Here is an 11,376-nt window from a genome sequence, read left to right on the forward strand (position 1 = left end):
CCCCCGCCTTGCTTACCCGCCTTGCTTACCCGCCTTGCTTACCCGCCTTGCTTACCCGCGCCTTGCTTACCCCAGACGCCCAACCCCACGCGACTCACTCCGGCGCGTGGTGGTCAGAATGCGTGTTTGATGCTGCGCATCATGCGGGTCATCAGGCCGGCTGGTTGGTCGGCGGTGGTTGCCACGGCGGGGACGGTGGCGAGGGTTTTGCCGTCGGCGCTGATAGTGATGGTGCCGACCGTCGTGCCGGCTTTGACGCCGGTTGCGGGTGGGGTGTCGTAACTGATGGTGGTTTTCAGTGTCTTGGCCGCCTGGGTCGGGATGGTCATGACGACGTCATGGGCGGCGGCGACGGGTACGGTGGTGGTCTGGTAGCCGGGGGCCGGCATGGAGCCGATCGGGGTCCCGGCTTTGGCGATCGTGGCATCGGTATAGAATTGGTAGCCGTAGTCGAGCAGGGCTTCGATATCGTGGGTGCTGGCTGTCCAGTTCGGGCCACCGAGCACGACGGCGATCAGCCGTCTGCCATTGCGTACGGCCGTGGCATCGATGCAGTGGCCGGCTTCGTTGGTGCGGCCGGTTTTCAGTCCATCGACCGTAGGATCGTGAAACAGCACCGGGTTCCAGCTCGGCTGGGTGATCTTGTTGAAGGTGAAGTGTTTTTTGACCGAGATTTTCAAATATTGCGGGAATTGCGTGACGATGGCGCGCGAGAGGGTCGCGACATCCATGGCGGTGGTCCGGAGGGCGGGGTCGGGCAGGCCATCGACGTTGACGTAATGGGTCCCGGTCAGGTGGAGCAGCTTGGCCTGATGGTTCATCAGCCCGACGAAGGCGGCGCGGTTGCCGGCGACTGCCTGTGCCAGGGCCACAGCCGCATCGTTGCCGGAATCGATGATCAGGCCATGCAGCAATTGATCGACCGTGACGGTCATGCCCGGCGAGATGAACATGCGCGAGCCGCCGGTGTGCCAGGCGGCGTCGCTGACCGGCACGGTCTGATCCATTTTGAGCGTGCCGTGCGCGATGGCCTGATAGGTGACATAGGCGGTCATCAGCTTGGTCAGGCTGGCGGGGGGCCATTCGAGGCTGGAGGCTTTTTCGGCGAGGACGGCGCCGGTTTTGGCATCCATCAGCACATAGGCCGCCTGATCGGCGAGCACCGGCGGCGCGGCCATGCCGGGCAGGGCGAGGGGGGCGGTGGGCGGCGGGCCGGCCGGAACCGCAGGCACCGCGGCAGACTTTGGTCCGTGCGGGGCCGGTTTGCCGTGGTGATGCACCGTCGCCGCCGTTGCGGCCGTCATCAATGCGGGGAGGGCGAGGGCGGTAAAGACGATTGTGCGGAACGGCGATGCGGTGTGGCGCGTCATGTCATGGTCCAGGCGGTTAGGGTGTTACTGTCCTACAATCGTCCGGCGTGTCGGCGCAAATCACGCAGCCGTGGTGACCGCTTCCTTGACTTCCCCGGTCCCGCACGGTTGAAGCGGCGGTTGAACAGGAACTGATCGAACATGGCGCAACAGGCTCAAACTACCGGCAGCGTGGTCAAGGAATGGATCGTCACGCTGATCTATGTGGTCGTGATCGCGGTGGTGATCCGCTCCTTTCTGTTCGAGCCGTTTTTCATCCCATCCGGCAGCCTGACGCCGACGCTGCTGCCCGGCGATTTCGTGCTGGTGACGAAATACAACTACGGATATTCGCGCTGGTCGTTTCCGTTCGGCGAGCCTGATTTCAAGGGGCGGATTTTCGGCTCCCTGCCCAAGCAGGGGCAGATCGCGGTGTTTGCACTGCCGCGCGATCCCAGCATCGATTACATCAAGCGCGTCATCGGTGAGCCGGGCAGCACGGTGCAGGTAACGGACGGTCAGTTGATCCTGAACGGCAAGCAGGTGCCGCGCACGCCGGCGGGCACCTACGTGGAAACCCCGATCGATGACGGGCAGGGCGTGCCGATCACGGTGAAACTCTATCATGAGACACTGCCGGATGGCGTCACTCATTTGATCGCCAAGGCGACCGACCAGGGATTTGCCAATAATACGCCTGTCTATCACGTTCCGCCTGATCATCTGTTCATGATGGGCGACAACCGCGATTTCAGCGAGGATTCGCGGTTTCTCGATGCTGTCGGCTATATTCCGCTCGAGAATTTCGTAGGACGGGCGCGTATCATCTGGTTCTCGATCCGGCTCGATCATCCCTGGTGGGAATTCTGGTATTGGCCGGTCGATGTGCGGTGGGACCGGCTGTTCACGGTCATCAAATGAGTACCAAGGCCGAAGCGCTGCTCGGCCATGAGTTCACCCGCAAGCATTTGCTGGCCGAGGCTCTGACGCATCGTTCGGCGGTCGGGCAGGGCGGCATGGCCTCGAACGAACGGCTGGAATTCATCGGTGACCGGGTGCTGGGGCTGCTGATGGCGGAGTGGCTGATCGAGCGTTACCCGAACGAGCGGGAAGGCGGGCTCGGGCCGCGGCTGGCGCATCTGGTCTCGCGGCCTTCGCTCGCTTCGATCGCCGAGGCGATCGGGCTGGCCGATCTGCTGGCGGTCTCGCCGGGGGAATCGCGGCGCGGCGTGCGAAACCGTTCGACCGTGCTGGCCGATGCGCTCGAGGCGCTGATCGGCGCGCTGTACAGCGATGGCGGGTTGGAGCCGGCGCGTCACTTTATTCGCCGGGCGTTTGCGGCGCGAATCGACGCGCAGGATGCGGCACCGCCCAAGGACCCGAAAACCGCGTTGCAGGAATTCGCCCTGGCGCGGGGCCCGGTGCTGCCGGTTTATGATATGATCGGACGATCCGGTCCGGCGCATGCGCCGAAGTTTCATATCCGGGTGACCATCGGGACCTCATTTGCCGATGGCGAGGGCGGCACCAAGCGCGAGGCCGAACAGATTGCTGCGCGCATTTTACTGGATCGGCTGACATCATGACCACGCGCTGCGGCTATGTCGCGCTGCTCGGCCGGCCCAATGCCGGCAAATCGACCCTGCTCAACCAGGCGGTGGGGGCGAAAGTCTCGATCGTGACGCCGAAAGCCCAGACCACGCGGTTCCGGGTCTCGGGCATCGTGATGCGCGGGGAGGCGCAAATCGTGTTGATCGACACGCCGGGCCTGTTCGCGCCCAAGCGCCGGCTCGATCGGGCGATGGTGGCGGCGGCGTGGGATTCGGTCGCCGGCGCCGATCTGGCGTGCATGCTGGTCGATGCGTTTCGCGCCAAACCCGATGATCTGGCCGAACCGCTCGAGGCGCTGGCGCGCACCGGGCGGAGGCGCTGGCTGATCCTGAACAAGATCGATCTGCTGGCGCGCGAGAAATTGCTGCCGCTGGCGGACACGCTGGCGAAGGCGGGGAGTTTCGCCGAGGTGTTCATGGTCAGCGCGCTCAAGCGCGACGGGATCGACCGGCTGCTCGATGCGATGGGCGATGCGTTGCCGGAAGGGCCGCATCTGTATCCCGCGGATGAAATGACCGACCAGACCGACCGGATGCTGGCGGCCGAGTTGGTGCGCGAACAGATTTTCATGCAGCTGCGCGAGGAAATTCCGTACGGCGCCTCGGTTGAGACCGAGAGTTTCAAGGATCTGGCGGATGGTTCGGCGCGGATCGAGGTGACGGTCTATGTCGCGCGGATCGCCCACAAGAAGATCATGCTGGGCGAGGGCGGGGCGCAGATCAAATCGATCGGCAGCAAGGCCCGCAGCCAGCTCGAGCGGCTGCTCGAGCGGCGGGTGCATCTGTTTCTCAACGTCAAGGACCGGCCGGGCTGGGATGAGGAATCGGCCCGGCTGCGGGCGCTCGGGTTGGAGGGTTAGGCGGCGAGCCGCCGCAAATGGTAATCGGCGTCGCCGAACTGCAGATCGATCATGGTCAGGCGCTTGAACAGATGGCCGGCCTTGTATTCCATGGTCACGCCGATACCTCCGTGCAGCTGAACCGATTGCTGGCCGACGAATTTGGCCGCCTTGCCGACCGCGGATTTCGCCATTGCCATGGCTTCGCCACGGGTTTTCGCATCGCTGTCGGCGGCTGAAAGGGCAGCGAAAATCGCCATGCTGCGGGCCTGCTCGAGGGCGACATACATATCGACCGCGCGATGTTGCAGCGCCTGGAAGGCCGAAATCGCGACGCCGAACTGCTTGCGGGTTTTCATGTAATCGACCGTCATAGCGATCAGCGCTTCCATCGCGCCGACCGCCTCCGCGCAGATGGCGGCGATCGCTTCATCGGCCGCGCGTTCGAGCACGGCGAGATCGCCGACCTGGTGCGATGCGGGGACGCGCACATTGGCGAGCGAGATTTCCGCTCCGTGCAGCGCGTCCTGCATGGCGTAGCCACGGCGCGAGACACCTGCCGATTTCGCATCGATCAGGAACAGGCCGATGCCGTCGCGGTCGCGCGTGCCGCCTGAGATGCGGGCGCTGACGATCAGGTGGTCGGCCGAATCGCCGCCGATCACCACGGTTTTGTCGCCCTCGATCACGAAATCATCACCGTCGCGCCGCGCGGTGGTGGTGACGTCGTTAAGGTCGTAGCGCGAGTGGCGTTCGGTATGGGCAACCGCGATCATTGCTTCGCCCGCGATGAGATGCGGGATGATCGCGTCCTTCACCGCAGCGCTCGCGCCGTGGCGCAGGATGGCGCCGGCGAACACCGCATTCGGCATATAGGGCTCCAGCGCGGCGGCTTTGCCGATTTCCTCCATGATGATCATGGTTTCCACCGGGCCGCCGCCGAAGCCGCCATGCGCTTCATCGAACGGCAGGGCGAGCAGGCCGGCCTCGGCGTATTCGGCCCAGATCGCGCGGTCGAACCCTTCGGGCTGCTTGGCATAGGCCTTGCGCTTTTCGAAATCGGCGTAACGGTTGGCGAAGAGTTTGCTGACGCTGTCGCGAAGGAGGCGTTGCTCGTCGGTGAAGTCGAAGTCCATGGCGGCGGTTCCTTAGGAGCGAAGAAAAAGACTTCCTTTTTGGAAAAAAGAAGCAAAAAACTTTTTGACCCTAGGCCTCAGTCGGTGGCGCAGTTCGTGCGCCACCCGAACAAATTAGAGAGAGTTTTTTGGTTCTTTTTTGCAAAAAAGAACCCTGTTTACTTAAAATCCCAATATGGCTTTGGCGATAATATTTCGCTGGATCTCGTTAGACCCGCCATAAATCGAAATCTTGCGCCAGTTGAAATAGGTCGGTGCCGCATAGGCTGCGTCGTCCGGCCCGATCGGGGTGTTGTTGCCTTCGTCTTCGGCATCGGTCGAGCGCTGGTAGGGCATGGCGAGCGGGCCGACGACTTCCATCAGAAGCTCGGTGGTCGCCTGCTGGATTTCCGAACCCTTGATTTTCAGCACGGACGATTTCGGGTCCGGCGCGCCGTGCTTGCCGGATTTGCGGGCTTCGGCGAGCACGCGCAACTGCGTGATCTCGAGCGCCTTCAGGTCGATTTCGACATTGGCGATTTTTTCCCGAAACCAGGGCGCGTCCATCAGGCTGCCGGCGCCCGCGCGCTCCTTGGCCGCGAGTTCGCGCACCCGGCGCAGGCGCTGTTTGGAGACGCCGACGCGGGCGATGCTGGTGCGTTCGTTGCCGAGCAGGAATTTGGCGTAGTCCCAGCCTTTGTTTTCCTCACCGACCAGGTTTTCGGCGGGGACTTTCACCTCGTCGAACCAGACCTCGTTCACCTCGTGCCCACCGTCGATCAACTGGATCGGGCGCACGGTGATGCCCGGCGTTTTCATATCGACCAGGATGAAGGAGATGCCTTGCTGCTTCTTGGCGGCCTGGGTGTCGGTGCGGGCGAGCACGAAAATCCAGTCGGCGTACTGCGCGAGCGTGGTCCAGGTTTTCTGGCCGTTGATGATGTAGTGGTCACCTTCGCGCCGCGCGGTGGTTTTCAAGCCCGCGAGATCGGAGCCGGCGCCGGGTTCGGAGAAACCCTGGCACCACCAGATGTCGAGACTTGCCGTGCCTGGCAGGAATTTTTTCTTTTGCTCGTCATTGCCGAAGGTGGCGATGACCGGCCCGACCATCGAGACGTTGAAGGCCAGCGGCTGCGGCGCGGGGGCGGATTGCAGTTCGTCGATCAGGATGAATTCCTGCACCGGGCTCCAATCCTGGCCGCCCCATGCCTTGGGCCAATGTGGCGTTGCCCAGCCTTTGGCGTTGAGTTTGGCCTGCCAGTCGACGATGTCCTGTTTGCCGATCTCGCGCCCCTCGATCATGCGCTGCTGCACGTCGCGCGGCAGATTGTCGCGGATGAAGGCGCGGATTTCGTCACGAAAGGCAATTTCCTCGGCCGAAAAACTCAGTTCCATCGCTAATCTCCTAGTTGATTTCGAACAGGCCCGCGGCACCCTGGCCGCCACCGATGCACATGGTGACGACGGCGAATTTGGCACCGCGCCGCTTGCCTTCGATCAGGGCGTGGCCGGTCATGCGCGCGCCGCTCATGCCGTAGGGATGGCCGATCGAGATCGAGCCGCCATCGACGTTGAGTTTGGCGGGATCGATGCCCAGCCGGTCGCGGCAATAGAGCACCTGGCTGGCGAAGGCTTCGTTGAGTTCCCATAGATCGATGTCATCGACGGTCAGGCCGTGGCGCTTCAGCAATCGTGGTACGGCGAACACCGGGCCGATGCCCATTTCATCCGGCTCGCAGCCGGCGACGACGAATCCGCGGAAAACGCCCATCGGCGTCAGACCACGCGCCGCCGCCTCGGTATCCGACATCATGACGCAGGCCGATGCGCCATCCGACAACTGGCTGGCATTCCCGGCGGTGATGAACTGATCCTCGCCGCGCACCGGCTTGAGTTTCGCCAGACCTTCCAGCGTGGTGTCGGGGCGGTTGCCTTCGTCCTGGCGCAGGGTGACCTCTTCATGCGAGATCGCCTTGGTTTCCTTGTTCTCGACCGCCTTGGTCGTGGTGATCGGCACGATCTCGGCATCGAACCGGCCGGCTTGCTGGCCGGCGGCGGTGCGGCGCTGGCTTTCGAGCGCGTATTCGTCCTGCGCCGCGCGGCTGATGTTGTAGCGGGCGGCGACGATGTCGGCGGTTTCGATCATCGGCATATAGACCTGCGGCTTGTGTTCGAGCAGCCAGGGGTCGAGGTTGCGGCCGTTGTTCACCGGGTTGGTGGTCATGCTGATGCATTCGAGGCCGCCGGCCAGCGCGACCGGCGCGCCTTCGACGATGATCTCATGCGCGGCCAGCGCGATGGCCTGCAGGCCGGAGGAGCAGAAGCGGTTGACCGTCATGGCCGCGGCATCGGTCGAGACGCCGGCACGGACCGCCGCGAGGCGGGCGACGTTGCCGCCGGTGGTGCCTTCGGGCGTGGCGCAGCCCATCACGACGTCTTCGATCTCACGCGGGTCGAGCTTCGCGCGCTCCATGGCGTGGCGCAGCGCGTGGGCACCAAGTGCTGGGCCGGTGGTGATGTTGAAGGCGCCGCGAAACGCCTTGCCGATCGGGGTGCGGGCGGTGGAGACAATGACGGCATCGACCATTTAGCGTTCCTGACTGACGGATTGTTGTTGATGATGAACCAGGGCTTCGGCCGCAAGCTCCTTGCGGGAGAATTTGCCGACCGATGTTTTCGGCAAGGCATCGCGGATTTCGAGGGCGACCGGCATCTCGTGGCGGCCGAGCTTGTCGGCGAGGAATGCGCGCAGTTCACCGATATCGAAGGCGGGCGCGTCAGGCTTGAGGGTGACGAACGCCTTGGCAGACTGGCCGCGATAATCATCGGGGATACCGACCACGATCACCTCGGCAACGCCGGGATGCTCGTAGATCGCCTGCTCGATCTGGGTGGGGTAGACGTTGAAGCCACCCGAAAGGATCATGTCCTTCTTGCGGTCCACCAGGAACACCATGCCGTCCTGATCGATCAGGCCGATGTCGCCGGTCAGGAAATGACCATCGACGAAGGCCTTCGCGTTTTCCGCCGGGTTGTTCCAGTAGCCCTTGAACAAATTGGGCGATTTGATGCGGATCTCGCCGGTTTCGCCATAGGGCAGCACGCGCGTCGGATCATCGAGGGCAACGACGTCGAGCTTGATGCCGGGCAGCGGCATGCCGGCGGAGCCGTGCTTGAATATGCCATCGAGCAGATTGCCGGTGCCGGCCGAGGCGGTCTCGGTCATGCCCCAGCCGCCGCCCAGCCGCATGCCGGTGAGGCGCTCGAACCGCAACCCGATCTCGACCGGCAGGGGTGCACCGCCGGAACCGACCAGTTTCAGCGAGGACAGGTCGCGCTTGTCGAGATCGGCGACATTGGCAAGCGCGATCCACATGGTCGGCACGCCGGGAAAATAGCTCGCGCCGTTGAGTTCGATGTCACGCAAAGTGGTTTCGGCATCGAATTTGAGGCGCAGCATCAATGTGCTGCCGCGCGAGAGTTGCAGCAGCAACAGCACCACGAGGGCGTAGATGTGAAACAGCGGCAGGACGCAGATGGCGCGGAACCGCTCACCGGGTGGAAACCGTCCCTGGCCGTCGAAAAACGCGGCATAGATCGCAACCGATGCCCGCAAGGTGGCGTGGGTGTGCATCGCTCCCTTCGGCAGGCCGGTGGTGCCGCCGGTATATTGCAGCAAGGCAAGATCATCGGGATCGGTCAGCGGCAGTTCGGCCGTGCCGTCGCGCCCCATCGCGCGCAGGGCATCGATCGTGATAATTCGTGGATCATCCTGCGGGATCGGCGGATGCGTCATGCCGCCGACCGGGCCATAATGCGCATCGTCAGCCACGATCAGCCGATCGATATGCCCGGCATCGAGCAGTTTCAGGGCCATGGCGAGCATGGTGCCGAGGTTGGTGCAGACCACGACCCGCGCGCCGGAGTCGTGCAGCTTGTGGGCCAGTTCGCGTTCGGCATCGAGCGGCGACAGGTGCACCACTACCAGCCCCGCGCTCAGCGCACCGAAGAATGCGAACGGATGGGCGGGCGTGTTGGGCAGATATAACGCAACACGGTCGCCCCGGCGCAGGCCGAGGGTGATCAGACCCCTGGCGACATCGCCTATGGCGCTGCCAAGATCATCGAAGGTGATCCGCGCGTCGCGGTATTCGAGCGCAAGCGCCGTCCCGTATCGGGCGATCGTGTTGCCCAGCATCGCGGGGATGGTCTCGCGCGGGACAGCAATGTCCCACGGCAGGCCAACCGGATAGTTCCGCTCCCAGGGGAACGGCCGCTCGCTCACGCGCCAGCCGCTTTCGCGCCTTTGCCGAAATCGGCGAACCCCTTGGCCTCGGCGGCAAGTTGGGTGAGCAGGGCAGACGGTTGCAACCCCGCGTCGCCGGTGGCCTTCGCGTAATGCGCGAGGCGTTCGACAATGGTCGGCAAGCCGACCAGGTCGGCATGGAAGCACGGGCCGCCGCGCCAGACCGGCCAGCCATAGCCGTAGACCCAGACCACATCGATGTCAGACGGGCGGATCGCGATGCCTTCCTCGAGAATGCGCGCCGCTTCATTGATCATCGGGTAGGTCATGCGTTCCAGGATTTCCTGCTCGCTGATCGCGCGCCTCGTGATGCCGAGGCGTGCCGCTGTCGCCTCGATCAATGCGGCGACTTCGGGGTCGGGCGTCGGTGTTCGGCTGCCGTTCTCGTAGATGTAGTAGCCGCGGCCGGTTTTCTGGCCGAAGCGGCCCTGTTCGCACAGCGTGTCGGAAATCGGCGCGGTAACGCCGCGATGTTTGCGAATCCGCCAGCCGACGTCGAGTCCGGCCAGATCACCCATCGCGAACGGCCCCATCGGGAAGCCGAAGTTCAGCACCACGGCATCGACCTGCTGTGGCAAGGCGCCTTCGAGCAGCAGGCGCTCGCATTCGGTGGTGCGGCGCGCGAGCATGCGATTGCCGACAAAGCCATCGCAATTGCCGACCACGACCGGCACTTTGCCCATGGCTTTGCCGACCGCGATGGCGGTGGCGATCGATTGGTGCGAGGTCGCCTTGCCGCGCACGATTTCGAGCAGTTTCATGACGTTGGCGGGCGAGAAGAAATGCATGCCGAGGACATCGGCGGGTCGCCTGGTTGCGTGCGCAATGGCATCGACATCGAGCGTGGACGTGTTGGTTGCGATCACCGCACCGGGTTTCACGACCGCATCGAGCCGGCCGAAAACCTGCTTCTTGAGGTCCATTTCCTCGAACACCGCCTCGATCACCATGTCCGCCTCGGCGATGCGCGACCAGTCGGTGGTGCCGGCGAACAGGGCCATGCGCTGCGCGGTCGCACCCGCGGGCAGGGCGCCGCGCTTGATTGAAATATCGTAGGTGTCACGCACCCGGTCGAGCCCGCGCTGCAAGGCCGCCTCGTCGGTTTCGATCAGCGTGACCGGAATGCCGGCATTGGCGAAATTCATCGCGATGCCGCCGCCCATGGTGCCGGCGCCGATCACGGCGGCCGACTTCACCGGGGCCGGCTTCAGCCCCGGTTCCATGCCCGGGATTTTCTGGGCCTCGCGTTCGGCAAAGAAAATATGGCGCTGGGCGCGGGACTGGTCGCCCACCACCAGGCGCATGAACATGTCGCGCTCGGCGGCCAAACCTTGCTCGAACGGCAGGGTGAAGGCGTTGCGCACCGACTCCACGCAGGCGGCCGGCGCTTCGACGCCGCGCAGGCGCCGGGTGACCTCGGCGGCGGCTTGCTCGAATGCGGCGGGATTGGCCTGGGCCGGCGCGATCTTGTCCGCGCGGTCGCGGACCCGCACCGTCGCTTCCGGATCGATCGTGTGGGCAAAATCGATCGCCCCCTGCACCGGATCGGTCACGATGGCGTCGATCAGCCCATCGGCCAAGGCGGATTTGGCGCCGATCATTTTGCCGGAAACGATCGCGGCGACGGCTTTTTCCGGCCCGATCAGGCGTGGCAGGCGCTGGGTGCCGCCGGCACCGGGCAGCAGGCCGAGTTTAACCTCCGGCAGGCCCATCCGTGTGGTTTCGGTCGCCACCCGATAGTGGCAGCCCATCGCGAGTTCGAGGCCGCCGCCCAGCGTGGTGCCGAACAGCGCGGCGATGGTCGGTTTTGCGCATTGATCGAACCGCTCGATCACCTCATGCAGGCCGGGATCGCGCGGCGGCTTGCCGAATTCGGTAATGTCGGCGCCGGCGGAAAATGTGCGGCCCCGGCACGCGAGAATAATGATTTTCGTGGCCGGATCGGCCTCGGCCCTGGTCAGCGCGTCGAGCAATGCGGATCGCACCGCGTGGCCCAGCGCGTTCACCGGCGGGCTATCGATCGCGATGACGGCGATTCCATTGGTCATGTCGAGATCAACGACTGGCTGGCTCATGGTTCCTCGGATCGTGCTTATTGGGGGGCACTATTGGTTAACCCTTTATCGCTTGCGGGCAGAGGTCATGCAAGGGGGGCGG

At 64.2% G+C, this 11,376-nt stretch carries 9 protein-coding genes; 3 read left to right on the top strand and 6 right to left on the bottom strand.

The window, feature by feature from the left end:
• Positions 1-113: 113 nt before the first annotated feature.
• A complete protein-coding gene (locus AruPA_RS05680; RefSeq protein ID WP_265635671.1) occupies positions 114-1,370 on the bottom strand; it encodes a D-alanyl-D-alanine carboxypeptidase family protein in 1,257 nt (418 codons plus the stop codon).
• A gap of 141 nt (positions 1,371-1,511) precedes the next feature.
• Here AruPA_RS05680 and lepB point away from each other — a divergent pair, with 141 nt between their 5' ends.
• The 3 genes from lepB to era are packed head-to-tail and all read left to right on the top strand — an operon-like array spanning position 1,512 to position 3,819.
• Positions 1,512-2,270, top strand: coding sequence for a signal peptidase I (gene lepB / locus AruPA_RS05685; RefSeq protein ID WP_265635672.1), 759 nt, complete (start codon positions 1,512-1,514; stop codon positions 2,268-2,270).
• Positions 2,267-2,935 (top strand): ribonuclease III, encoded by a 669-nt coding sequence (gene rnc / locus AruPA_RS05690; protein WP_265635673.1) that lies wholly within the window; start codon positions 2,267-2,269, stop codon positions 2,933-2,935. Before lepB ends, rnc begins: the two co-directional genes overlap by 4 nt.
• Entirely contained in the window at positions 2,932-3,819 is an 888-nt protein-coding gene (era, locus tag AruPA_RS05695) for a GTPase Era (RefSeq protein WP_265635674.1), read from the top strand. Before rnc ends, era begins: the two co-directional genes overlap by 4 nt.
• On the opposite strand, the gene AruPA_RS05700 is transcribed toward era, so the two are convergent.
• The 5 genes from AruPA_RS05700 to AruPA_RS05720 form a co-directional block, all read right to left on the bottom strand.
• Entirely contained in the window at positions 3,816-4,934 is a 1,119-nt protein-coding gene (locus AruPA_RS05700) for an acyl-CoA dehydrogenase family protein (protein ID WP_265635675.1), read from the bottom strand. The two genes, era and AruPA_RS05700, sit on opposite strands and share 4 nt — an antisense overlap.
• Positions 4,935-5,096: 162 nt before the next feature.
• The gene (pimC, locus tag AruPA_RS05705) at positions 5,097-6,308 is read right to left on the bottom strand and encodes a pimeloyl-CoA dehydrogenase large subunit (RefSeq protein ID WP_265635676.1); all 1,212 of its coding nucleotides are present in this window, start codon (positions 6,306-6,308) and stop codon (positions 5,097-5,099) included.
• Between the two features lie 10 nt (positions 6,309-6,318).
• Entirely contained in the window at positions 6,319-7,500 is a 1,182-nt protein-coding gene (locus tag AruPA_RS05710) for an acetyl-CoA C-acyltransferase (RefSeq protein WP_265635677.1), read from the bottom strand.
• Positions 7,501-9,198 carry a dicarboxylate--CoA ligase PimA gene (gene pimA / locus AruPA_RS05715; RefSeq protein ID WP_265635678.1) on the bottom strand — a complete coding sequence of 566 codons (1,698 nt, stop codon included), beginning with the start codon at positions 9,196-9,198 and terminating at the stop codon, positions 7,501-7,503. It lies immediately after the preceding gene.
• Positions 9,195-11,294, bottom strand: coding sequence for a 3-hydroxyacyl-CoA dehydrogenase NAD-binding domain-containing protein (locus AruPA_RS05720; RefSeq protein WP_265635679.1), 2,100 nt, complete (start codon positions 11,292-11,294; stop codon positions 9,195-9,197). Before AruPA_RS05720 ends, pimA begins: the two co-directional genes overlap by 4 nt.
• Positions 11,295-11,376: the final 82 nt, after the last annotated feature.

Origin of the sequence: Acidiphilium sp. PA, assembly GCF_026191915.1 — a bacterium.
Classification (GTDB): Bacteria; Pseudomonadota; Alphaproteobacteria; order Acetobacterales; family Acetobacteraceae; genus Acidiphilium.

Bases quoted from the DNA above. Each gene is read 5' to 3' on its own strand.
- AruPA_RS05680 (WP_265635671.1), bottom strand. From the start codon at position 1,370: ATGACGCGCCACACCGCATCGCCGTTCCGCACAATCGTCTTTACCGCC.
- lepB (WP_265635672.1), top strand. From the start codon at position 1,512: ATGGCGCAACAGGCTCAAACTACCGGCAGCGTGGTCAAGGAATGGATC.
- rnc (WP_265635673.1), top strand. From the start codon at position 2,267: ATGAGTACCAAGGCCGAAGCGCTGCTCGGCCATGAGTTCACCCGCAAG.
- era (WP_265635674.1), top strand. From the start codon at position 2,932: ATGACCACGCGCTGCGGCTATGTCGCGCTGCTCGGCCGGCCCAATGCC.
- AruPA_RS05700 (WP_265635675.1), bottom strand. From the start codon at position 4,934: ATGGACTTCGACTTCACCGACGAGCAACGCCTCCTTCGCGACAGCGTC.
- pimC (WP_265635676.1), bottom strand. From the start codon at position 6,308: ATGGAACTGAGTTTTTCGGCCGAGGAAATTGCCTTTCGTGACGAAATC.
- AruPA_RS05710 (WP_265635677.1), bottom strand. From the start codon at position 7,500: ATGGTCGATGCCGTCATTGTCTCCACCGCCCGCACCCCGATCGGCAAG.
- AruPA_RS05720 (WP_265635679.1), bottom strand. From the start codon at position 11,294: ATGAGCCAGCCAGTCGTTGATCTCGACATGACCAATGGAATCGCCGTC.